The following is a 21,159-nucleotide window of genomic DNA, read 5'->3' as shown; positions in this document are numbered from 1 at the left end:
GGGGCGGGCTGCGGCCGGGGCGGTGGCCGGCGGCGGCTCGGAGGAGTCAGAGGGCTGACTCGTCGGGGCGAACGCCCTCGTCCCGCGGCGGCGTCTCGACGTGCGCCCGGGCCAGGTCCGGCGCCTCCGGGCCCGGTGCCTAGGGCACCCGATCCGTGCCGCCGGCGGTCCCCGGCCGGCACCGCCGCAACCGCCCGACAGCCAGCCGTGACCCCTTCAGCGCTCCGTACCGCCGCAAGGCCTCAGCCGCGTACTCCGAGCAGGTCGGCGCGTACCGGCAGCCCCCGTACCCACGTCGCCGCGAGCTGATCCGAAGCTGGTAGTACCGCACGAACCGGTACAACGCCCCAGCGATCAAGCCGTGCGGCGCCTTGGTGTCGCTCCGGAGCCGTCGACCGGTCCTGCCGATCCCGGCGACCGCCGCGAAGAGTCCCCCGCCGGTGCTTGTCAGGATCGTGAGACCCACCAGGCACCCGCCGGCGGTGGCCGACTCGCAGCAGCCCTCCGGCATGCACTGGGCGTCGCGCGGGTCGTTCATACACCCCCGCCGGCGCCCTTCCCCGCCTGTCGTGCCGTCCGGGATCGCGCCGGCGCCGACCTCGTCGTCCATCCTGTCCCCCGTGTTTCAGCCCTTATGGCCAGTTATCTGTCGTCCAACGTCCGCTCGTCGTCGAACAACCCCCGCAGGAATACTAGGTCCACGCGCTGAAGCGAGTCGACGACCGTCACCCGCTCGCGGGCCGGGACTTCCGCCGCGTGCGGTACGGCGATCACGTGGCAGCCTGCCGCGTGGCCGGCCGCGGTGCCGGTCGGCGAGTCCTCCAGAACGACGCAGTGGGCCGGGTCGACGGCCAGGTGCTCGGCGGCCAGGAGGTAGGGGTCCGGGTTGGGCTTGCTGTGCTCGACGTCGTCGCCGGAGACCGTGACGCGGAAGTGGTCGCGGCCGATCAGCGGCAGGCAGGCCTCCACGATGCGGCGGGAGGAGGCCGACACCAGGGCCAGCGGTATGCCCGCGGCCTCCAGCTCCACCAGGAGGTCCTTCGCGCCCGGCATCATGGGGACGCCGTCGCGCAGGCGCTCGACCATCGCCTTCTCGATGCCGTCGGCGAACTGCTCCGCGGTGACCGGGTGGCCGGTGAGTTCCAGCAGGTACGCCGTCGAGACCTCTATCGGCTTGCCCAGCACGTGGGGATAGTGCTCAGGTCCCAGGGTGTACCCGTAACCGGCGAGCATGTCCTTTTCGGCTTGGAACCAGGTGGGCTCGGAGTCGATGAGCAGACCGTCCATGTCGAAGAACACAGCGGCCGGCGGTATGGGGTGGAGCATGCCGATCAAGATACCAACCCGCGCGGGGGGTCTTTTCCCTCCTCCGATCGGCGGCTTGGCGCCGAACCCGAGAAACGTCGGCCCGCCGCGACTACTGTTGGGACTTGTGACCACAGACAGTTCCGGCTCCGCTCGTCGCCGCGGAACGGTCCCGGTCACCCTGGACCGCCCCGGACGTCGCGAGCCTGCCCGCCGTCCGGCCCGTCCGGCCTCCCCCACCCTGCGTGCCTCCCCCGCTCCGGCGACGCGGCAGTGCCACTGGCACCGTGCGCGCACCACCCACCCGCCGGACCCGATCAGAACCGAGGGCTTTGGAAAGTGACCACCACCGACGCCGCCTCCGCTTATTTCTCCAACCGCACCCACGGGGAAGACCGTGAATGGCTCAGCACCGCGGTCGACCTCGCCTGGCGCTGCCCGCCGTCGCCGCGCGCGTTCAACGTCGGGGCGCTGATCGTCGACGCCGACGACCGCGAGCTCTCCCGCGGCTGGTCCCGCGACACCGACGAGCACGTGCACGCCGAGGAGTCCGCGCTGGCCCGCCTGGTCCCGAACCACCCGCGGCTGCCCGGCGCGACCATCTACTCCTCGCTGGAGCCCTGCTCGGTCCGCAAGTCCCGGCCGGCCACCTGCACGCAGCTGATCATCGCTTCCGGCATCCGGCGCGTGGTGTTCGCCTGGCGCGAGCCCTCGCTGCTGGTCGAGGACTGCCAGGGCGCCGAGCTGCTCCGGGACGCCGGCATCGAGGTCGTGGAGATGCCCGAGTTCGAGCCGCTGGTCAAGGCCGCGAACGCGCACCTGTTCGGCGAGGCCTGACCCGTACGACGCATCGGCGAAACGTTTGGGCGGCTCCGCTTCCGCGCCGCCGCCTACGCGCACATCGAAAGACTTGTGCTCGCACAGGCCTGAACTCGCACCGATCCAAACGCACTGGCCTAAGCGCGCACCGACCGCCGCACCGCGGTCCGTACCGCACGCCGCGCCGCCGCCCTCGCGGCGGGCCCCAGATCGTCCAGGTACTCCAGCAGCGCGCCGAGCTGGTCCAGGGCCCGGAACGCCGCCTTGTCGCCCTCGGGGTCGACGGCGGCCAGCAGCTCCATCCCGATGAACGAGGCCGTCACCGCGCGCGCCAGTCCCGGCACGTCGGCCACCTCCCCCAGCGGCGAGTCCGCCAGCACCCGGCTCAGCACGCGCTCGATCTCCACGGTCCACAGCGCCAGCGCGTCCCGGGTGGCCGTCGCGAACGCCGGGTTCGTCTGCGCCCCGGCGAGCATCTGGCCCAGCACCGTGACGTTGCCCGCGGCGCTCTCCCGCACGTGCATTTCCCGGCCCACCTTCTGCAGCTCCCGGAGCGACCGCACGCGCTCGAACCGCTCCCGGTACGCGGCGACCTGCTGCTCGGTCGACCACATGGCGGCCGCCGCCAACAGCTCGTCGACGCTGCCGAAGTGGTAGAACACCAGCGCCTGGTTCACCCCGGCGGCCGCGCCGATGGTCCGGGCCGACACCCCGGCGATGCCCTGGGTCCGCAGCGCGTCGATCGTGCCCTGCAGGAGCCGGTCCCGGGTGTCGGTGCTCATGCCGCGACGCTACCGGATCGCACAAGGGTTCGTTGAGCGCCCGCTCAACACGCGGTCGCCGGGCCCGGCTCGACGCTGTCGGTGCGAACCGTGAGGATGGAGCCATGCCGCGCGAACAGGCCATGCCGCCGGAAGAAGCCACGTCGCCCGAAGAAGCGATGCTGCCCGAAGAGCTCGTCGCGCTCGAAGAACTCCGCAGCATCTGCCTGGCCCTCCCCGAGGTCGAGGAGCGGCTGAGCCACGGCGAGCCGACCTGGTTCGTCCGCGGCAAGCGCACGCTCGTGATGTTCTGCAACCACCACCACGGCAAGCGCCTGGGCTTCTGGGCCCCGGCCGCCGACGGCGTGCAGGAGATGCGGATCGAGCAGGACCCGGACACGTTCTACAGCCCGCCGTACGTGGGCGTCCGGGGCTGGCTCGGCGTGAACCTGGACGACGACCCGGACTGGGAGGACGTCGAGGAGATCGTGCGGGACGCGTACCGCAAGGTGGCGCCCAAGACGCTGGCGGCGCGCCTTGCCTGAGCTGAGGGTGTCGGTCGACGTCGCGGTCCCGGCGGAGCAGGCCTGGGCGGCGATCGCCGACTGGCCGTCGCAGGGCACGTGGATGGTCGCCACACAGGTGCGCGGGACGGCGAGCGCGGTCGGCGAGAAGCTGGAGGGCTGGACCGGGATCGGCCCGGTGGGCTTCCTGGACACGATGACGGTCACCGAGTGGGACCCGCCGCGCAGCTGCGTGGTGCTGCACACCGGGCACGTGGTGCGCGGCACCGGCGGGTTCGAGGTGGCGGCACTGGGTGAGCGGCGGTGCCGGGTCACGTGGTGGGAGCGGGTGGACCTGCCGTTCGGGGTGCTGGGGAAGGTCGGCTGGCTGGCCGTCGGGCCGACGACCAGGCTCTTCTTCAAGGTCTCGCTCGGCCGGCTCAAGCGCGTTCTTGAGACGGGCTGATCTCACGTCCAGGGGTTCATCAAGCCACCCTGGTAGGCGATGACGACGGCTTGGGCCCGATCGCGCGCGCCGATCTTGGCGAGGATCCGCTTCACGTGGGTCTTCGCGGTGGACTCGGCGATCACGAGCAGGCCGGCGATCTCCGCGTTGGCGTAGCCTTCGGCGACGAGCCGGAGGACCTGGGTCTCCCGCTCGGTCAGGCGGTCCAGTTCTCGGCGCCTCCGCTGGGCCGACGCCCGAGCCGACGTAGTCTCCTGCGCCGAGCCGGCCGCGCTCAGCTCGACGAACCGCCGCACGAGGTCCCGGGTCACCGCCGGGTCGAGCAGCGCGTCGCCGGCCGCCACCGTGTGGACGGCGTCGATGAGCCGCTCGGGCGGGGAGCGCTTGAGCAGGAAGCCGCTGGCACCGGCCCGGAGCGCGCCCCAGACGTACTCGTCGTGGTGGAACGTGGTGAGTACGAGGATCCGTGTGGGCAGCGCCGCTCCGACGATGCGGCGGGTGGCCTCGATGCCGTCGACGCCGGGCATCCGCACGTCCATCAGGACGACGTCCGGCTCCAGCGAGCGGCACAGCTCGACGGCTTGCAGCCCGTCCGCGGCCTCGCCGACCACCTCGACGCCTTCCGCGGTGCCGAGGACGACCGTGACGCCGGCCCGCAGGAGGGCGTCGCCATCGGCGATCAGGACCCGGACGCTCACGGCACGGGGAGCACGGCCCGCAGCCGGAACCCGCCCCGGTCGCCTCCGCCATGCTCGACGCTGCCGCCGAACGCCGCGGCGCGCTCGGCGATGCCCAGCAGCCCGCGCCCGGGGAGGTAGCCGGCCGGGCTGCCGCGTCCGTCGTCGCAGACCTCGATGTCTATGGCCCGGCCATCGTGGTGGACCGTGACGCTCGCCGAGCTGGCGCCGCCGTGCTTCAGCGCGTTGGTCAGCGCCTCCTGGACGATCCGGTAGGCCGACAGGTCCACGCTCGGGATCACGTCGGCCACGGACGGGTCCATCCGGACCGTCACCTGGACTCCGGCCTGCGCCATGCGCTCGACCAGCCGGGGCAGCTCCGCGATACCGGGCGCGGCGCCGAGAAGGTCGTCGAGCCCGGCCGGCTCGTGCCGCCGCAGCAGGCCGAGCACCCGGTCCAGCTCGGTGAGCGCGTCACGGCCGATGTGCTCCAGACCGGTCAGGATCTCCCGGGTCTTCGCCGGATCCCGGTCCAGGACCCGGCGGCCCGCGCCGGCCTGGACCACCATCACGTTGACCGTGTGCCCGATCAGGTCGTGCAGCTCGCGCGCCAGCCGCAGCCGCTCGTCGGCCACCGCCGCCCGCCGCACTGCCTGCCGGGCCGCCTCCTGTTCCTCATGCCGCCGGGCCGCGCCGTAGCCGACGGCCCAGGCGAGCCACCAGGTGAACAGGACGCCGGCGGGCATGGTGAGCGTGGCGGACGGGAACTTCGCGAAGTAGGCGACGACGCCGGGGATCAGGATCAGCGGACCCCAGCGGGCCCGGCTGCGCGTCGCGTACAGGCCGAGGGAGTACAGGCAGACCAGGTTCGCGTAAGGCGAGATCGAGCTCGGGGCGATCCACAGCGCCTCCGCGATCAGCGCCGTGGAGCCGACGATGTAGCCCGCGTAGGGCACTCGGCGGCGAAGCGCCACGCAGCCGGCCATGACCACGCTCAGAGCGACCGCGGCCGACAACCGGTCCCCCGACAGCATCCCGGCCCGCTCGACGACCATCGCGGTCAGGAACGCGGCGGCGAGCGCCGCGTCGGCGACGTCCTCGGGCACCCTGCGGAGAACACGGGTCATCAGCACTCTCCAGACTCTAAGCACCTGCGCTGCCACAGCCGTCCCCCCACGGGGGTATGGACGGTGACCCCGGTAGGGGGACGGTCTCTGTCTCCGATCTCACTAGCGTCCCTGCCAGCGATATGCGGACGACCAGAAAGTGAGATCGACCATGCGTTTGAGAACTTTGAATCGCAGCGTGCCCGCGATCCTCCTCACAGCGGCCGTGGGGTTGGGTGCCGCCGCGCCTGCCGGCGCCGCTCAAGGAAGCGCGCAACACGCCGGCCAGCTGCAACAGGAGGCCGACGCGATCCACGCCGCCGGCGCACCCGGCGTGCTGGTCTCGGTGACCACGCCGAACGGACGCCAGACCGTGCGGGCCGGCGTGGCCGACACCGCCACCGGAGCGCCGGTGCCGCTGGACGCGCGGTTCCGGATCGGCAGCGCCACCAAGAGCTTCGTCGCCACGGTCGTGCTGCAGCTCGTCGGCGAGGGGCGGCTGGAGTTGTCGGACACGGTCGACCGCTGGCTGCCGGGGGTGGTCACGGGCAACGGCAACGACGGCAGCCGGATCACCGTGAGGGCGCTACTCCAGCACACCTCGGGCATCTACGACTTCGCCCACGACCTGCCCGAGATAGCCACCGCCGCCGGCTACCAGTCCGGCCGCTTCGACGTCTACACGCCGGCGCAGCTGGTGGCGCTGGCGATGAAGCACCAGCCGACCTTCCCGCCGGGCACCGGGACCTCGTACTCCAACACCAACTACGTGCTGCTCGGCATGATCGTCAACCGGGTCACCGGCCAGACCTGGGCCCACGAGGTCGACGCCCGGATCATCCGGCCCCTCGGACTGCGCCACACCCTGGTCCCGGGCACGCTGCCCTTCATCCCGGGCCCGCACGCCGAGGGTTACTCGACCTTCGGCGGCACCGACCCGGTCGACGTCACCGTGCTCAACCCGAGCATGATCGACGCGGCCGGATCGATCATCAGCACCACCGCCGACCTGAGCCGCTTCTACGCGGCCCTGACCGACGGCCGCCTCCTGGCCCCGGCCCAGCTCACCAACATGGAGACCACCATCCCGGCGGCCCAGCTGAGCGTCTTCTGGCCCAGCGCCCGCTACGGCCTGGGCCTGGCCTGGTTCCCGCTCTCCTGCGGCGGCGGCTACTTCGGCCACCCCGGCGGCGTCCCGGGCTACCAGACCTGGGACGCGACCGCGCCGGAGACCGGCCGCACCGTCGTCGTCTCCAGCACCGGCGACGGCAGCGAGGCGATCCAGCTGGCCACCAACGCGCTGGTGGACAACGAAATGTGCCGCGCGGGGTAGTTCCAGCTGGAAGGGGACTTAGTCCAGAATCCCCTGCAGCTCGTCCACCGTCCGAGCAGCCGCGTCCCGCAGTCCGGCCACCGAAGGCCCGCCGCGCAGGATCTCGCGGCTGCTCGCCGGCACGACGTTGTGCGCGCCGGTTCCGAAGATGCGCCTCACGTCCTCCGCGGTGGCGCCCTGGGCGCCGATGCCGGGGACCAGGTAGGCGCCGTTCAGGCGGGCCAGGTCGAAGCTCGGGGTCTCGACGGTGCCGCCGACCACCACGCCGATCGGGCCCATCGGGGAGGCGCCGGCGTTGCGGGCGGCCGCGGCGCCGATGATCTCCTCCGCGACGCTGCGGCCCGACGCCCCGATGGCGCCCTGGACCTGCGTGCCCTCGGGGTTCGAGGTCAGTCCGAGTACGAACACGCCGGCGTTGTTCTTCTCCGCCAGGGTGTACAGCGGCTCCAGGGAGCCGAAGCCGAGGTACGGGTTCGCGGTCAGCGCGTCCGAGAACAGCGGTGAGGAGGGCTCCAGGTAGGCGTCGGCGTAGGCCGCGACCGTGGATCCGATGTCCCCGCGCTTGGCGTCCATGATCACCAGGGCGCCGGCCGAGCGCGCGTCGTCGACGACGCGCTCCAGGACCGCGATGCCGCGGCTGCCGTAGCGCTCGAAGAAGGCCGACTGCGGCTTCAGGACGGCGACCCGGTCGGCCAGCGCCTCGACCACCGTGTACGAGAACCGCTCCAGGCCCGCGACGTCGTCGTCGAGCCCCCACTGGGCCAGCAGCGCCGTGTGCGGGTCGATCCCGGCGCACAGCGGGCCCCGCTCGTCGAGAGCAGTCCGCAACCGTGCGCCGAACGGGGAATCCGGTCGAGCAGCCATGACAACTCTCCTTATGTATGAGCCTTATATATGAGTCCTAAGAAACGCGTGCCGCCTCGACGGCGTCGCGCAAGCTCGTGTATCCGCCGGCCCGCACCTTCTCGGCGAGCCCGCGGTTGATCCGAGACGCCCAGCCCGGCCCCTCGTAGATGAACCCGGTGTAACCCTGCACCAGGTCGGCGCCGGCGACCAGGCGCTGCCAGGCGTCGTTCACGGTCTCCACGCCGCCGACCGAGACCAGCACCAGCTTGCCCTCGGTCCGCGCGCGCAGCCGTCGCAGCACCTCCAGCGACCGCGTCTTCAGCGGTGCGCCCGACAGACCGCCGCCGCCGGCGGCCGAGACCTTCTCCTCGGCGGACTTCAGCCCCGAGCGGCCGATGGTCGTGTTGGTCGCGATGATGCCGTCCAGGTGCAGGTCCAGCGCCAGGTCGGCGACCGCGTCGACATCGGCGTCGGCCAGGTCCGGGGCGATCTTCACCAGCAGCGGGACGTGCCGCCCCGGCACCGCCTCGTCGGCCGCCGCGCGCACCGCCTTCAGCAGCGGCCGCAGCACCTCGACGGCCTGCAGGTTGCGCAAGCCCGGGGTGTTCGGCGAGGAGACGTTGACCACCAGGTAGTCCGCGTACGGCGCCAGCAGCTTGGTCGACACCACGTAGTCGGTCGCGGCCTCGTCCTCCGGCACCATCTTCGTCTTGCCGATGTTGACGCCGACCACCGGCGGCACCTTGTCCCAGCGCTCGGGCTTGGCCACGCGCCGCTTGAGCCGCCGCGCGACCTCCTCGGCGCCGCCGTTGTTGAAGCCCATGCGGTTCACCACCGCGCGGTCGGCGATCAGCCGCGCCAGCCGGGGCTGCTCGTTGCCGGGCTGGCCCTGGCCGGTGACGGTGCCGATCTCCACCGAGCCGAAGCCCAAGGCGGCCAGCGCGTCGATGCCCTCGGCGTTCTTGTCGAAGCCGGCGGCCAGGCCGAACGGCGCCGGGAACTCCACGCCGAACACGGTCTGCTTCAGCACCGGGTCGTGCACCGCGAACAACCGCTCCAGCAGCGCCAGACCGGTCCCGGCGGGCAGCGCGCCGACCGCCTTGACCACGCCGAAGCCGAGGCGGTGGGCCTGCTCGGCGTCCATCCGACGGAACACCAGGTTGAACAGTTTCGGATAGATCCGCATCGCAGGCACCTTCCTCAATTCCATACCGCCAAGACCGCCGACACAGGCTCCGAGGTACCTCGGCGCCGAGGTATTCAGCCCGCAGCGCGCGAGGCGTTGATCTTGTCCGCGTACTCCTGCAGCGAGCCGATCCCGATCTCGCCGCGCTGCAGCGCCTCGATCCCGTGCACGGCCGCCGCGAAGCCCTGGACCGTGGTGATGCACGGCTTGCCGGCCTGCACCGCCGCGGTCCGGATCTCGTAGCCGTCCAGCCGCGAACCGACCCCGAAGGGCGTGTTCACGATCAGGTCGATCGCGCCGTCGACGATCATCTGCACGATCGTCGGCTCGCCGTTCGGCCCGGTCCCCTGCGACAGCTTGCGCACCGTCGTCGCCGGGATCCCGTTGCGGCGCAGCACGTCGGCGGTGCCGTCGGTGGCCAGGATCTCGAAGCCCAGGTCGTGCAGCGCCTTGACCGGGAACACCATCGAGCGCTTGTCCCGGTTGGCCACCGAGACGAACGCCTTGCCCTTCAGCGGCAGCGAGCCGTAGGCCCCGGCCTGGGACTTGGCGAACGCCTTGCCGAAGTCCGCGTCGATGCCCATCACCTCGCCGGTGGAGCGCATCTCCGGGCCGAGGATGACGTCCACGCCCTGGCCGTCCGGGGTCCGGAACCGGGACCACGGCATGACCGCTTCCTTGACCGAGATCGGCGAGTCCGGGGGCAGCGTGCCGCCGTCGCCTTCCTTCGGCAGCAGCCCCTCCGCGCGCAGCTGGGCCACGGTGGCGCCCAGAGTGATCCGGGCGGCGGCCTTGGCCAGCGGGACCGCGGTGGCCTTGGCCACGAACGGCACCGTGCGCGAGGCGCGCGGGTTGGCCTCCAGCACGTACAGGATGTCGCCGGCCAGCGCGTACTGGATGTTGATCAGGCCCCGCACTCCCACGCCGCGGGCGATCGCCTCGGTGGAGGCGCGCAGCCGCTTGATGTCGTGCCCGCCGAGGGTGATCGGCGGCAGCGCGCACGCCGAGTCGCCGGAGTGGATGCCGGCCTCCTCGATGTGCTCCATCACGCCGCCGAGGTAGAGCTCCTCGCCGTCGAACAGCGCGTCCACGTCGATCTCGATCGCGTCGTCCAGGAACCGGTCGACCAGCACCGGGTGCTCCGGCGAGATCTGGGTGGCGCGCTCGATGTAGTCGTGGAGCATGGCCTCGTCGTAGACGATCTCCATGCCCCGGCCGCCGAGCACGTAGGAGGGCCGGACCAGCACCGGGTAGCCGATCTCGTCGGCGATGGCCTTGGCCTCGGCGAAGGAGAACGCCGTCCCGTGCTTCGGGGCCGGCAGCCCGGCCTCGGCCAGCACCCGCCCGAAGGCGCCGCGGTCCTCGGCCAGGTGGATGGCCTCCGGCGAGGTGCCGACCACCGGCACGCCGGCGTCCTTCAGCGACTGCGCCAGGCCCAGCGGGGTCTGGCCGCCGAGCTGCACGATGACGCCGGCCAGCGGGCCCGCGGCGCGCTCGGCGTCCACGATCTCCAGCACGTCCTCCAGCGTCAGCGGCTCGAAGTACAGCCGGTCGGAGGTGTCGTAGTCGGTGGAGACGGTCTCCGGGTTGCAGTTGACCATCACGGTCTCGTAGCCGGCGTCCCGCAGCGCGAACGAGGCGTGCACGCAGGAGTAGTCGAACTCGATGCCCTGCCCGATCCGGTTGGGACCCGAGCCCAGGATGATCACGGCCGGCTTGTCGCGCGGCTCGACCTCGGTCTCCTCGTCGTAGGACGAGTAGTGGTACGGCGTGCGCGCGGCGAACTCGGCGGCGCAGGTGTCGACGGTCTTGTAGACCGGCCGCACGCCGAGCGAGTGCCGCAGCTCGCGCACCACCGGCTCGGTCAGGCTGCGGATGTCGGCGATCTGCTTGTCGGAGAAGCCGGTCCGCTTGACGCGGTGCAGCAGCTCCGGCGACAGGCGCTCGGCGTCGCGCAGCTCGCAGGCGGTCTCGTGGACCAGCAGCACCTGGTCCAGGAACCAGGGGTCGATCTTGGTGGCCTCGTGCAGCTCGGAGATCGAGGCGCCGGCCCGGTAGGCCTCGACCAGCAGGTTGATCCGGCCGTCGGTGGGGCGCGCGGCCTCGGCCAGCACGGTCGCCTTGTCGCGGACCGGCCCGACCCAGGTGAACTCCGAGCCCTTCTTCTCCAGAGAACGCAGAGCCTTCTGCAGAGCCTCCGGGAAGGAGCGCCCGATGGCCATGGCCTCGCCGACGGACTTCATGGTGGTGGTCAGAGTGCTGTCGGCGGCCGGGAACTTCTCGAAGGCGAAGCGCGGCACCTTCACCACGACGTAGTCCAAGGCCGGCTCGAACGACGCCGGAGTCTCCCGGGTGATGTCGTTGGGGATCTCGTCCAGGGTGTAGCCGACGGCCAGGCGCGCGGCGATCTTGGCGATCGGGAAGCCGGTGGCCTTGGAGGCCAGCGCCGAGGAGCGGGAGACGCGCGGGTTCATCTCGATCACGATGATCCGGCCGTCGGCCGGGTTCACCGCGAACTGGATGTTGCAGCCGCCGGTGTCGACGCCGACCGCGCGGATCACCGCGATGCCGATGTCGCGCAGCTCCTGGTACTCCCGGTCGGTCAGGGTCATCGCCGGGGCGACGGTGATCGAGTCGCCGGTGTGCACGCCCATAGGGTCGAAGTTCTCGATGGAGCAGACCACGACGACGTTGTCGTTCTTGTCGCGCATCAGCTCCAGCTCGTACTCCTTCCAGCCGAAGATGGACTCCTCCAGGAGCACCTCGGTGGTCGGCGAGAGCGCCAGGCCCGTGCCTGCGATGCGGCGCAGCTCGGCCTCGTCGTGCGCGAAGCCGGAGCCGGCGCCGCCCATCGTGAACGAGGGCCGGACCACGACCGGGTAGCCGCCGAGCTCTTCGACACCGGCCAGGCAGTCCTCCAATGAGTGACAGATCACCGAGCGCGCGCTGTGTGCATTCAACCCGGTCGCGCCGATGGTCTCGACGATCCGCTTGAACTTCTCGCGGTCCTCGCCGGACTGGATCGCGGCGATGTTGGCGCCGATCAGCTCGACGTTGTACTTGTCCAGGACGCCGTTCTCGGCCAGCGCGACCGCGGTGTTCAGCGCGGTCTGGCCGCCCAGCGTGGGCAGCAGGGCGTCCGGGCGCTCCTTGGCGATGATCTTCTCGACGAACTCCGGGGTGATCGGCTCGACGTAGGTGGCGTCGGCGACCTCGGGGTCGGTCATGATCGTGGCCGGGTTCGAGTTCACCAGGATGACCCGCAGGCCCTCGGCGCGCAGCACGCGGCAGGCCTGGGTGCCGGAGTAGTCGAACTCCGCGGCCTGGCCGATGACGATCGGGCCGGAGCCGACGACGAGGACGGACTTCAGATCTTCACGCTTCGGCATCTCAGGCCTCGCTCTTCCGGTTGTTCCTGGTCTCGGCCATGAGATCCGCGAATCGGTCGAACAGGTACGCGGCGTCGTGGGGACCGGCCGCCGCCTCGGGGTGGTACTGCACGCTGAAGGCCGGGACGTCGAGCGCCTTGAGGCCCTCCACCACGTCGTCGTTCAGGCAGACGTGGCTGACCTCGACGCGGCCGTACTTGGTGTCGCTGACCTTGTCCAGCGGCGCGTCCACGGCGAACCCGTGGTTGTGCGCGGTGACCTCGACCTTGCCGGTCGCGCGGTCCTGCACCGGCTGGTTGATGCCGCGGTGGCCGTACTTGAGCTTGTAGGTGCCGAAGCCGAAGGCCCGGCCGAGGATCTGGTTGCCGAAGCAGATCCCGAAGACCGGGATCCGCCGGTCCAGGACCGCCTGGACGATCGGGACCATCGTCTCCTCGGTGGTCTCCGGATCGCCGGGGCCGTTGCTCATGAAGAAGCCGTCCGGCGCCAGCGCGAGGACGTCCTCCAGGGTCGCGGAGGCGGAGAGCACGTGCACCCGGGCGCCGCGCTCGGCCATCCGGTGCGGTGTCATGGACTTGATACCGAGGTCGTAGGCCGCGACGGTGAACTTGTGCTCGCCGATCGGCTCGACCACGTAGCCCTGCTTGGTCGTGACGTCGCCGACCAGGTCCGCGCCGGCCATCTCCGGGCTCGCCTTGACCTTCTCGACCAGCGCCGCCGGGTCCAGGGCGGACAGCTCGCCGGAGAACACGCCGCAGCGCATCGCGCCGCGCTCGCGCAGGTGCCGGGTGATGGCGCGGGTGTCGACGCCGGAGATGCCGACGATGCCCTGCGCGGTCAGCTCCTCGTCCAGGGTGCGCTGCGAGCGCCAGTTGGAGGCCACGCGGCTGGGGTCGCGGACCACATAGCCGGCCACCCAGATCTGCCGGGACTCCGGGTCCTCGTCGTTGACGCCGGTGTTGCCGATGTGCGGGGCCGTCATCACGACGACCTGCCGGTGGTAGGAGGGGTCGGTCAGGGTCTCCTGGTAGCCGGTCATGCCGGTGGTGAAGACGGCCTCGCCGTAGGTCTCGCCGAGCGCGCCGTAGGCGTCGCCGCGGAAGGTCCGTCCGTCCTCCAGGACGAGGATCGCCGGGGGTCGATTGCTCATGCGGACGGCCTTTCTGTTGCGCTTGCCGCGAAGTGGGCCTCCAGGGCCGACATCAGTTCACCAGTCCCGTGCCGGGGATCGACGCCGGTGTCCAGCGTGCGGTCACCGTGCTGCCAGGTGATCACCACCAGGCCTTCATCGCGGAGATACTTGCCGGCCATCCCGGAGGCCAGGCGGACGCCGCGGACCGCGTCGGCCGGGATGAAGACGGCCGTCGGGTCGCGCTCGATGAGCACGCCCTCCTCGGCGACGTGGACCTGCGCGTTGCTGCGCTGGCCGAGGCCGTGCACGGCGATCCGGTCCAGCCAGTCGCCCTCGGAGGTGGTCGACACGTAGACCGTCTCGAAGCCCTCGCCGGAGAAGACCCCGGCCGGGACCTCGTTCAGCGGCAGCAGGTCGGACTGCCGGGCCTTGCGCTTCTTCCAGCCCCGCCACATCAGCAGGTAGATGCCGCCCATCGCGACCAGCGTGACGACGGTCCAGACGATCCGCTGGCCGATGTGCGTGACCGGGGCCGAGTGCTCACCGGCGGAAAGGCTGTGCTGAATGAAAATCGTGGGGGGGTTCATGCGAGCTTCCCGTCCAGGACGGTGGCGGTCCCGCGCAGGAACGTCGCCACCACCGCGCCCGGCAGCACCATCGCCTGATACGGCGTGTTCTGCGACAGCGAGGCCAGGCCCGTGCGGTCCACGGTGCGCTTCGCCTTCGGGTCGATCAGGACCAGGTTCGCCGGCTCGCCGACCGCCAGCGGGCGGCCGTGCCGGTCGTCGACCTGGCCGATCGCGGCCGGCCGCACCGACATCCGGTCCGCGACGTCGGCCCAGCTCATCAGGCCGCTGTCGACCATGGTCTGCTGCACCACGGACAGCGCGGTCTCCAGGCCGAGCATGCCCATGGCCGCTGCGGCCCACTCGCAGTCCTTGTCCTCCTGCGGGTGCGGGGCGTGGTCGGTGGCGACGGCGTCGATGGTGCCGTCGGCCAGGCCCGCGCGCAGCGCCTCGACGTCCGCGGCGGTGCGCAGCGGCGGGTTCACCTTGTAGATCGGGTCGTAGCCCAACACCTGGTCCTCGGTGAGGATCAGGTGGTGCGGGGTGACCTCGGCGGTGACCGGGTAGCCCTTGGACTTGGCCCAGCGGATCAGCTCGACCGAGCCGGCCGTGGAGACGTGGCAGACGTGCAGGCGGGACTTGGTGTGCGCGGCCAGCAGGATGTCGCGGGCGATGATCGCCTCCTCGGCGACCGCCGGCCAGCCGGTCAGGCCCAGGATCCCGGACAGCTCGCCCTCGTTCATCTGCGCGCCCTCGGTGAGGCGGGGCTCCTGCGCGTGCTGGGCGACGACGCCGTCGAAGGCCTTCACGTACTCCAGCGCGCGCCGCATCAGGTTCGCGTCGGAGACGCACTTGCCGTCGTCGGAGAAGACCCGGACCCGGGCCGCGGAGTCGGCCATCGCGCCGAGCTCGGCCAGCCGCTCGCCGGCCAGGCCCACGGTGACCGCGCCGACCGGGAACACGTCGCAGTGCCCGGCCTCCCGGCCCAGGCGCCAGACCTGCTCGACCACGCCGGCGGTGTCGGCGACCGGGTCGGTGTTGGCCATGGCGTGCACGGCGGTGAAGCCGCCGAGCGCCGCGGCCCGGGTGCCGGTGTCGACGGTCTCGGCGTCCTCGCGGCCCGGCTCGCGCAGGTGGGTGTGCAGGTCGACCAGGCCCGGCAGGGCGATCAGGCCGCCGGCGTCGACCACCACGGTGCCCGGGACCGGCCCCAGGGCTCCGGCCTCGGCGATGATGCCGTCGCGCAGGAGCAGGTCCTGCGGGTCACCGCCGAGGACGCTCGCGTTCTTGATCAGGTAGGTGGTGCTCACGCGGCGGCGCCCTTCGGTTCGGTGTTCTGGTGCTGGTGCTGGGCCTGGTGCTGATTCTGGCCCTGACCCTGAGCCTGGCCCTCGTCGCTGCCGATCGCGGACTCGCTGCCGCCGAGCAGCAGGTAGAGCACGGCCATCCGGACGCTGACGCCGTTGGCGACCTGCTCGACGATGACCGAGCGGTCGGAGTCGGCGACCGCGGCGGAGATCTCCATGCCGCGGACCATCGGCCCCGGGTGCATGACGATCGCCTTGTCCGGCAGCTTGGCCATGCGCTGGGCGTCCAGGCCGTAGCGGCGGCTGTACTCGCGCTGGGTGGGGAAGAAGCCGCCGTTCATCCGCTCGCGCTGGACCCGCAGCATCATGATCGCGTCGCTGCCCGGGATCGCCGCGTCCAGGTCGTAGGAGACGTCGCAGGGCCAGCTCTCGACGCCGACCGGGAGCAGGGTCGGCGGGGCGACCAGCGTCACCCGGGCGCCGAGGGTGGCCAACAGGCGGACGTTGGAGCGCGCGACCCGGGAGTGCAGGACGTCGCCGACCACGGTGACCCGGCGGCCGTCGAAGCCGCCGAGGTGGCGGCGCATGGTGAAGGCGTCCAACAGGGCCTGCGTGGGGTGCTCGTGGGTGCCGTCGCCGGCGTTGACCACGTGGCTGGAGCTCCAGCCGGCGTTCGCCAGGCGGTAGGCGGCGCCGGAGGCGCTGTGCCGGACGACGACCGCGTCGGCGCCCATGGCCTCCAGGGTGAGCGCGGTGTCCTTCAGCGACTCGCCCTTGGAGACGCTGGAGCCCTTGGCCGAGAAATTGATCACATCGGCGCTCAGCCGCTTGGCCGCGACCTCGAAGGAGGTCCGGGTCCGGGTGGAGTCCTCGAAGAAGAGGTTGACCACGGTGCGGCCGCGCAGCGTCGGCAGCTTCTTGATCGGGCGCGCCGCCAGCCGGGCGATCTCCTCGGCGGTGTCCAGGATCAGCACCGCGTCGTCGCGGGAGAGGTCGGCGGTGGACAACAGGTGGCGCTTCATATGGCCGTCTCGCTCTCAATGCCCAGGTAGACGGCATCATGCTGCACACCGTCGTGCTCGCGCAGCCGGACCTTGACGCTCTCGCGCTGGGAGGTCGGCAGGTTCTTGCCGACGTAGTCGGCGCGGATCGGCAGTTCGCGGTGGCCGCGGTCGACCAGGACCGCCAGCTGCACGGCGCGCGGGCGGCCGAGGTCGTTCAGGGCGTCCAGGGCGGCGCGGATGGTGCGGCCGGAGTACAGGACGTCGTCCACCAGGACGATCAGGCGGCCGTCGACCCCCTCGTCGGGGATCTCGGTGCGCTCCAGCGCGCGGGCCGGCTTCATCCGCAGGTCGTCGCGGTACATGGTGACGTCCAGGAAGCCGACCGGGACGGTGGTGCCCTCGACGTCGGCGATCCGGGCGGCCAGGCGCTTGGCGAGCGTGGCGCCGCGGGTGGGGATCCCCAGCAGCATGACGTCCTCGGCGCCCTTGGCGCGTTCGAGGATCTCGTGCGCTATCCGGGTCAGAGCCCGGGAGATGTCGGCCTCATCGAGCACGGGCCGCGCACCTTGCGGTATTGCGGACATACGAAAAAGACCCCCTTCTCTGCCTCACGGGACAGATCGTTAAAGGACTCGGTCGGCAACGACTCTACCAGGACGATCACGCATGATCGTCACCGGCGCTCCGCCATCCGAGTGCGGAGCACTGCTGTGCGTGACATAAGCTGATTGGACCAGACCACCGGCAGTCATCGGTTTCCTTGACAACGACGGGACTTGCGCAGAATCCCAGCTGCGCGTACCGTCACGCTAAGTCACCAACGGGTCATACGAGAAAACTGCCGATCCGCTGAACTGGGCCAAGCCGTGTGGCGAGGGGAACACGTGAGGCCGCAGTTGTGTCTATGGGGAGCTACATGTCCACCGAGTACGCGAAAGCGCTGGGCGTCCGACTGCGCGCCATCCGATCCCAGCAGGGCCTGTCCCTGCACGGCGTCGAGCAGAAGTCGCAGGGCCGCTGGAAGGCCGTCGTCGTCGGCTCGTACGAGCGCGGCGACCGCGCTGTCACCGTGCAGCGTCTGTCCGAGCTCGCCGAGTTCTACGGCGTGCCGGTCCACGAACTGCTGCCCGGCACCGGCGCCCCGGCGTCGGCGCACGAGCAGGGCGGCAAGCTGGTCCTCGACCTGGAGCGCCTCAAGGCCCTCCCGGTCGACCAGGCCGGCCCGCTGCTGCGCTATGTCGGCAGCATCCAGAGCCAGCGTGGCGACTGGAACGGCCGTGTCATGACGATCCGCGGCGAGGACCTGCGCACGCTCGGCGTCATCTACGAGATGGCCCCGTCCGAGCTGGTCAAGATGCTCACCGACTGGGACGTCCTGAACCCGGCCGCGGCGCGCCCGTACAACGACGAGGAGGGCGACGGCGAAGCCGGTACCTTCCCGGGCGGCTTCGCCGAGGACGACGAGGTCTGAGCGGGCTTCACGGCCCTGACAGCTTCGTACACCTTCATACAGCTCTAAGCCCGCCACGCTGTGATGCGCGGCGGGCTTTAGGCTGTTCGGGCGAGGATGGAAGCTAAGAATCCGGCCGCGCGTAAGGGTTTTTTCTCAGGCTGCGCGCGGGATGGAGCCGGGTTCGGAGCCGGCGGGCGGGGCGGCGGATGAGCGGGCGGATGGGGCGGGCGTGTCGGCCTTGACGGCTGCGGTGCCAGAAGTACCCGGAGCTTCGGGAGCAGCCGCATTGGCCGGGCCGGCCGCAGCCGCAGATCCAGAAATCTCCCGAGCACCTGTCGACTGAGCGGCACTCGCGTTGCCCGCGCCGGCCGCTTCCGCCGCCGAGCGCAGGGAGCCCAGCGGGAAGAGTCGGGCGGGCGGCTTGTCTTCGAAGAAGTCCAGGAGGATCAGGTTCACCAGCTCCGGCTTCTCCACCGGTGAGATGTGCGAGGTGCCCGGGATCACGGCCAGGCGGCCGTCCGGGGCGGTTCCGGCCAGGGCGGCGGCGTGGGCGATCTCGATGCAGTCGTCGTCGCCTTGGAGGACCAGGAGGGGCATCGGGAGGGCTGCGATCTGGTCTTTTGTGACCGGCGTCGCCTCGCGCCACATGCGGTTCAGCTTCTCCTCGACCACCGGGAAGTGCTCGGGGCCGTCCGGGGACAGGGCTTCGTAGAGCGGGCGCCAGGTCTCGGCGAGGCGGGAGCGGCCGGGGTCCACCGACAGCGCGGTGGCGGCGGCGGTTTGGCCGGCGGGGTCCAGGACGCCGCCGCTGAGCAGGACCAGGCGGCTCACCAGGTCCGGCCGGCGGAGCGCCAGGCGCAGGACCACGCTGGCGCCGTTGCTCCAGCCGACCAGCCGGACCGGGCCGAGTTCCAGCGCCTCGATGAAGCCGGCGAGGTCGTCGGCGAAGTTCTCGTAGGTGTAGGGGCCCTCGACGTCCGCGGTCCGGCCGTGGCCCCGGCACTCCGGCATGAAGAGCTGGTACCAGTCGGGGAGCAGGTCCCGTTGCGCGGCCCAGCTGTCGGCGAAGCCGCCGGTGCCGTGGACCAGCACCACCGGCTCGCCCTCCCCGGCGACCTCGTAGTACATGTTCAGGCCGTCGACGTCCACGTACGCGCCCATGGCAGCTCCCCTCGCTCCGCTCGCCGGACGGATTCCCGTCCCGCGACACAGCCTCGCGCCGGCGGCTGGCAGACCGCTGACGAGCCGCTGACAGCCCCTCGTCAGCGCTGCTCAGCGGCTACTCGGCTGCGGTCGCCTTGCGGGCCCGGTGCGCCCGCACCCGGCCGCGGCTGGCGCAGGCCGGCGACGGGCACCAGCGGCGGCGGCCGTCCGGATCGGCGAAGACGCCGCGGCAGTCGGACTCCGGGCACGACTTCAGCGCGTGCCGCTCGGGTCCGGTGAGCTGGTCGGCGGCCTGGCGTGCGACGCGGCCGAGCGCGGCGGCGGCGTTCGCGGGCGCCACGCGCGCCAGCCCCGGCGGCTCGGCGGAGCCTGCGAAGCTCAACGGCTCATCGCGGGCCCGCAGGAAGGCGATCAGCCCGGCCGCGGCCTCGGGGGACGGATCCTCGCCGGTGGCGGCGGACAAGGCCAGCGGACGCAGCGTCTCGCGCAGGTGCCAGGCTAGCTCCAGATCGGCGACGGTCACCGGCGCCTCCGGCGCCAGCTCCACGGCCGCCAGCCAGTCCGCCAAGCGCTCCGGCGTGGGAATGCGCTCCTCCGGATGGCGGCCGAAGGCGCTGCCGCGCGTGGCGAGCAGGTTCAGCCACGTCGCGCCGGTGTCGAAGCGGAAGGGAACGATCTCCATGCGGAAAAGTGTAACGCTCTTACCGTTACACCTGCTAACGTGCTCAAGTAACGCTTGAGACGTTACATGAATTCGGGAGGACCACCCATGGACTTCGAAGCAGCCACCTTGGACCGCGAGGCCGGCTACACCCTGCTGGACGTGCTCCAGGACGAGGCGACGCAGAACGCCGCACTGCCGGGCCTGGAGAAGCTGGCGCCGGGCTTCACGGACTGGATCGTGACGGCCCTGTTCGGCGGCACGTACCAGCGCCCCGCGCTGGGCCTGCGGGAGCGGCAGATCGCGAACCTGGCCGCGCTGACGGCGCTCGGCGGAGTGGACCCCCAGCTGATCGGGCACGTCAAGACCAGCGAGCGGATCGGCATGAGCCGCGAGGAGATCGTGGAGGTCTTCGTACACCTGGCGCCGTACGTCGGCGTGCCGAAGGCGCTGGCCGGGCTGCGCGCCGCCGCAGCAGCGTTCGAGGCGGCCGACAAGTGATCCGCACGGTCCTGGGCGACATCGCGCCGGACACGCTGGGCGTCACGGACTCGCACGACCACCTGTTCTTCGCCTCGGCCAAGCTGCTCGGCCAGGAGCTGAACGACCCTTCGGCGGCCGAGGCCGAGCTGCGAGCCTTCGCCGAGGCTGGCGGACAGGCGCTGGCGCAGTGGTCGCCCATGGGGTTGGGACGGCGCGCGGAGGTACTGCCGGCACTGTCAGAAACAACCGGCGTGCGCATCATCGCGGCCACCGGACTGCACCAGGCAGGGCACTACCAGCCGGAAAAGCTGCCGCGCCTGCTCGACGGCCTGGCCGAGCGGTTCATCGCAGAGCTCAGCGAAGGACTTCGGCGCGATGAGGAGCCGGATGGTCCGCCGCTGCCCGCACGAGCCGGCCTGATCAAGGTCGCCGGCGACTTCCACCAGGTGGACCGGCACGCATCCGTGACCTTCGAGGCGGCGGCCACGGCGTACCACGCCACCGGATCCACGATCGCAGTGCACTTGGAAGGCGGCACGCATCCGCTCGGAGTGCTGAGAGAGCTGGACCGAGTCCCCGCCTCATCGGTCATTCTGGGGCATCTGAACCGCTTCCCCGACCTCGGACCGCACCGCGAGGCGGCCGAAGCAGGGGCCTTCCTCGGCTTCGACGGCCCCTCCCGCGCCAACCACGCCACCGACTGGCGCCTGTTCGACTGCCTCGCCGCGCTGGCCGAGGCCGGTCACGCCGACCGCGTCCTGCTCGGCGGCGACACCACCAGCGCCGCGGCCCGCGCCGCCGGCGGCGGCGGACCCGGCATCCCCCATCTGCTCACCGATATCAGGGCCCGCGTGCTCCGGGACTTCGGCCCCGACGTCGCCGACGCCTTCTTTCGCGGGAATCCGGCGCGCGCCTTCGACGCCGACTGGCGTGTCTGAGATCAGGGGCTCCTGCTCTGTGTGTGGGTGCTGGTGGCTGGTGGCTGGTGGCTGGTGTCG

Annotated in this window: 22 protein-coding genes; 7 read left to right on the top strand and 15 right to left on the bottom strand. The window is 71.4% G+C overall.

Annotated elements, in window-relative coordinates; all coding sequences use genetic code 11:
• Window positions 1-139: 139 nt before the first annotated feature.
• A complete protein-coding gene (gene yidD, locus GWK61_RS37760) occupies window positions 140-610 on the bottom strand; it encodes a membrane protein insertion efficiency factor YidD (RefSeq protein WP_228563594.1) in 471 nt (156 codons plus the stop codon).
• Window positions 611-642: 32 nt separating this feature from the next.
• A complete protein-coding gene (locus GWK61_RS37755) occupies window positions 643-1,326 on the bottom strand; it encodes an HAD family hydrolase (RefSeq protein WP_194916503.1) in 684 nt (227 codons plus the stop codon).
• Window positions 1,327-1,644: 318 nt separating this feature from the next.
• Between GWK61_RS37755 and GWK61_RS60035 the strand changes: the two genes are divergently transcribed.
• On the top strand, window positions 1,645-2,142 hold the full coding sequence (locus GWK61_RS60035) for a cytidine/deoxycytidylate deaminase family protein (RefSeq protein ID WP_194916502.1): 498 nt from the start codon (window positions 1,645-1,647) through the stop codon (window positions 2,140-2,142).
• 119 nt (window positions 2,143-2,261) lie between these two features.
• Here the strand turns inward: GWK61_RS60035 and GWK61_RS37745 are convergent, their stop codons facing one another.
• Window positions 2,262-2,906 (bottom strand): TetR/AcrR family transcriptional regulator, encoded by a 645-nt coding sequence (locus GWK61_RS37745; protein ID WP_194916501.1) that lies wholly within the window; start codon window positions 2,904-2,906, stop codon window positions 2,262-2,264.
• Window positions 2,907-3,064: 158 nt separating this feature from the next.
• On the opposite strand from GWK61_RS37745, the gene GWK61_RS37740 reads away from it, so the two are divergent.
• The gene (locus tag GWK61_RS37740) at window positions 3,065-3,430 is read left to right on the top strand and encodes an MmcQ/YjbR family DNA-binding protein (protein WP_194916504.1); all 366 of its coding nucleotides are present in this window, start codon (window positions 3,065-3,067) and stop codon (window positions 3,428-3,430) included.
• The gene (locus GWK61_RS37735) at window positions 3,423-3,854 is read left to right on the top strand and encodes an SRPBCC family protein (protein ID WP_194916500.1); all 432 of its coding nucleotides are present in this window, start codon (window positions 3,423-3,425) and stop codon (window positions 3,852-3,854) included. The genes GWK61_RS37740 and GWK61_RS37735 overlap by 8 nt, the downstream gene beginning before the upstream one ends.
• 2 nt (window positions 3,855-3,856) lie before the next feature.
• Here the strand turns inward: GWK61_RS37735 and GWK61_RS37730 are convergent, their stop codons facing one another.
• Window positions 3,857-4,552: a response regulator gene (locus tag GWK61_RS37730; RefSeq protein ID WP_194916499.1), complete on the bottom strand. Its 696-nt coding sequence runs from the start codon at window positions 4,550-4,552 to the stop codon at window positions 3,857-3,859.
• The gene (locus GWK61_RS37725) at window positions 4,549-5,658 is read right to left on the bottom strand and encodes a sensor histidine kinase (protein WP_194916498.1); all 1,110 of its coding nucleotides are present in this window, start codon (window positions 5,656-5,658) and stop codon (window positions 4,549-4,551) included. Before GWK61_RS37725 ends, GWK61_RS37730 begins: the two co-directional genes overlap by 4 nt.
• A gap of 178 nt (window positions 5,659-5,836) precedes the next feature.
• On the opposite strand from GWK61_RS37725, the gene GWK61_RS37720 reads away from it, so the two are divergent.
• On the top strand, window positions 5,837-6,970 hold the full coding sequence (locus tag GWK61_RS37720) for a serine hydrolase domain-containing protein (RefSeq protein ID WP_323747933.1): 1,134 nt from the start codon (window positions 5,837-5,839) through the stop codon (window positions 6,968-6,970).
• Between the two features lie 18 nt (window positions 6,971-6,988).
• Here the strand turns inward: GWK61_RS37720 and pyrF are convergent, their stop codons facing one another.
• From pyrF to pyrR, 8 genes are all read right to left on the bottom strand, one after another.
• Window positions 6,989-7,834, bottom strand: a complete 846-nt coding sequence (gene pyrF / locus GWK61_RS37715; RefSeq protein WP_194916496.1) for an orotidine-5'-phosphate decarboxylase — start codon at window positions 7,832-7,834, stop codon at window positions 6,989-6,991.
• Window positions 7,835-7,871: 37 nt separating this feature from the next.
• The gene (locus tag GWK61_RS37710; protein WP_194916495.1) at window positions 7,872-9,002 is read right to left on the bottom strand and encodes a quinone-dependent dihydroorotate dehydrogenase; all 1,131 of its coding nucleotides are present in this window, start codon (window positions 9,000-9,002) and stop codon (window positions 7,872-7,874) included.
• A 74-nt stretch (window positions 9,003-9,076) separates the two neighbouring features.
• The gene (gene carB / locus GWK61_RS37705; RefSeq protein WP_194916494.1) at window positions 9,077-12,391 is read right to left on the bottom strand and encodes a carbamoyl-phosphate synthase large subunit; all 3,315 of its coding nucleotides are present in this window, start codon (window positions 12,389-12,391) and stop codon (window positions 9,077-9,079) included.
• A 1-nt stretch (window position 12,392) separates the two neighbouring features.
• Window positions 12,393-13,541, bottom strand: coding sequence for a glutamine-hydrolyzing carbamoyl-phosphate synthase small subunit (carA, locus tag GWK61_RS37700; RefSeq protein WP_194916493.1), 1,149 nt, complete (start codon window positions 13,539-13,541; stop codon window positions 12,393-12,395).
• Window positions 13,538-14,110: a PH-like domain-containing protein gene (locus GWK61_RS37695; RefSeq protein WP_194916492.1), complete on the bottom strand. Its 573-nt coding sequence runs from the start codon at window positions 14,108-14,110 to the stop codon at window positions 13,538-13,540. The genes carA and GWK61_RS37695 overlap by 4 nt, the downstream gene beginning before the upstream one ends.
• The gene (locus GWK61_RS37690) at window positions 14,107-15,399 is read right to left on the bottom strand and encodes a dihydroorotase (protein WP_194916491.1); all 1,293 of its coding nucleotides are present in this window, start codon (window positions 15,397-15,399) and stop codon (window positions 14,107-14,109) included. Before GWK61_RS37690 ends, GWK61_RS37695 begins: the two co-directional genes overlap by 4 nt.
• The gene (locus GWK61_RS37685; RefSeq protein WP_194916490.1) at window positions 15,396-16,418 is read right to left on the bottom strand and encodes an aspartate carbamoyltransferase catalytic subunit; all 1,023 of its coding nucleotides are present in this window, start codon (window positions 16,416-16,418) and stop codon (window positions 15,396-15,398) included. The genes GWK61_RS37690 and GWK61_RS37685 overlap by 4 nt, the downstream gene beginning before the upstream one ends.
• Window positions 16,415-16,984 (bottom strand): bifunctional pyr operon transcriptional regulator/uracil phosphoribosyltransferase PyrR, encoded by a 570-nt coding sequence (gene pyrR, locus GWK61_RS37680; RefSeq protein ID WP_194916489.1) that lies wholly within the window; start codon window positions 16,982-16,984, stop codon window positions 16,415-16,417. The genes GWK61_RS37685 and pyrR overlap by 4 nt, the downstream gene beginning before the upstream one ends.
• A gap of 332 nt (window positions 16,985-17,316) precedes the next feature.
• Here pyrR and bldD point away from each other — a divergent pair, with 332 nt between their 5' ends.
• The gene (bldD, locus tag GWK61_RS37675; protein WP_194916488.1) at window positions 17,317-17,871 is read left to right on the top strand and encodes a transcriptional regulator BldD; all 555 of its coding nucleotides are present in this window, start codon (window positions 17,317-17,319) and stop codon (window positions 17,869-17,871) included.
• Window positions 17,872-18,006: 135 nt separating this feature from the next.
• Here the strand turns inward: bldD and GWK61_RS37670 are convergent, their stop codons facing one another.
• The gene (locus GWK61_RS37670; RefSeq protein ID WP_194916487.1) at window positions 18,007-19,014 is read right to left on the bottom strand and encodes an alpha/beta fold hydrolase; all 1,008 of its coding nucleotides are present in this window, start codon (window positions 19,012-19,014) and stop codon (window positions 18,007-18,009) included.
• Between the two features lie 118 nt (window positions 19,015-19,132).
• Window positions 19,133-19,699, bottom strand: coding sequence for a CGNR zinc finger domain-containing protein (locus tag GWK61_RS37665; RefSeq protein WP_194916486.1), 567 nt, complete (start codon window positions 19,697-19,699; stop codon window positions 19,133-19,135).
• A gap of 87 nt (window positions 19,700-19,786) precedes the next feature.
• On the opposite strand from GWK61_RS37665, the gene GWK61_RS37660 reads away from it, so the two are divergent.
• Both GWK61_RS37660 and GWK61_RS37655 read left to right on the top strand, forming a co-directional pair.
• Window positions 19,787-20,179 carry a carboxymuconolactone decarboxylase family protein gene (locus tag GWK61_RS37660; protein WP_194916485.1) on the top strand — a complete coding sequence of 131 codons (393 nt, stop codon included), beginning with the start codon at window positions 19,787-19,789 and terminating at the stop codon, window positions 20,177-20,179.
• A complete protein-coding gene (locus tag GWK61_RS37655) occupies window positions 20,176-21,099 on the top strand; it encodes a phosphotriesterase family protein (RefSeq protein WP_194916484.1) in 924 nt (307 codons plus the stop codon). Before GWK61_RS37660 ends, GWK61_RS37655 begins: the two co-directional genes overlap by 4 nt.
• Window positions 21,100-21,159: the final 60 nt, after the last annotated feature.

The sequence above is a fragment of the Catenulispora rubra genome (genome assembly GCF_015356825.1).
In the GTDB taxonomy this organism is placed as follows: Bacteria; Actinomycetota; Actinomycetes; order Streptomycetales; family Catenulisporaceae; genus Catenulispora; species Catenulispora rubra.
Note: the sequence above shows the minus strand (reverse complement) of the source record. Positions and strands in the feature narration are given on the sequence as shown.

Coding starts and splice junctions, on each gene's coding strand:
- yidD (WP_228563594.1), bottom strand. CDS start 610: ATGGACGACGAGGTCGGCGCCGGCGCGATCCCGGACGGCACGACAGGC.
- GWK61_RS37755 (WP_194916503.1), bottom strand. CDS start 1,326: ATGCTCCACCCCATACCGCCGGCCGCTGTGTTCTTCGACATGGACGGT.
- GWK61_RS37745 (WP_194916501.1), bottom strand. CDS start 2,906: ATGAGCACCGACACCCGGGACCGGCTCCTGCAGGGCACGATCGACGCG.
- GWK61_RS37740 (WP_194916504.1), top strand. CDS start 3,065: ATGCTGCCCGAAGAGCTCGTCGCGCTCGAAGAACTCCGCAGCATCTGC.
- GWK61_RS37725 (WP_194916498.1), bottom strand. CDS start 5,658: ATGACCCGTGTTCTCCGCAGGGTGCCCGAGGACGTCGCCGACGCGGCG.
- pyrF (WP_194916496.1), bottom strand. CDS start 7,834: ATGGCTGCTCGACCGGATTCCCCGTTCGGCGCACGGTTGCGGACTGCT.
- GWK61_RS37710 (WP_194916495.1), bottom strand. CDS start 9,002: ATGCGGATCTATCCGAAACTGTTCAACCTGGTGTTCCGTCGGATGGAC.
- carB (WP_194916494.1), bottom strand. CDS start 12,391: ATGCCGAAGCGTGAAGATCTGAAGTCCGTCCTCGTCGTCGGCTCCGGC.
- carA (WP_194916493.1), bottom strand. CDS start 13,541: ATGAGCAATCGACCCCCGGCGATCCTCGTCCTGGAGGACGGACGGACC.
- GWK61_RS37695 (WP_194916492.1), bottom strand. CDS start 14,110: ATGAACCCCCCCACGATTTTCATTCAGCACAGCCTTTCCGCCGGTGAG.
- GWK61_RS37685 (WP_194916490.1), bottom strand. CDS start 16,418: ATGAAGCGCCACCTGTTGTCCACCGCCGACCTCTCCCGCGACGACGCG.
- pyrR (WP_194916489.1), bottom strand. CDS start 16,984: ATGTCCGCAATACCGCAAGGTGCGCGGCCCGTGCTCGATGAGGCCGAC.
- bldD (WP_194916488.1), top strand. CDS start 17,317: ATGTCCACCGAGTACGCGAAAGCGCTGGGCGTCCGACTGCGCGCCATC.
- GWK61_RS37670 (WP_194916487.1), bottom strand. CDS start 19,014: ATGGGCGCGTACGTGGACGTCGACGGCCTGAACATGTACTACGAGGTC.
- GWK61_RS37665 (WP_194916486.1), bottom strand. CDS start 19,699: ATGGAGATCGTTCCCTTCCGCTTCGACACCGGCGCGACGTGGCTGAAC.
- GWK61_RS37660 (WP_194916485.1), top strand. CDS start 19,787: ATGGACTTCGAAGCAGCCACCTTGGACCGCGAGGCCGGCTACACCCTG.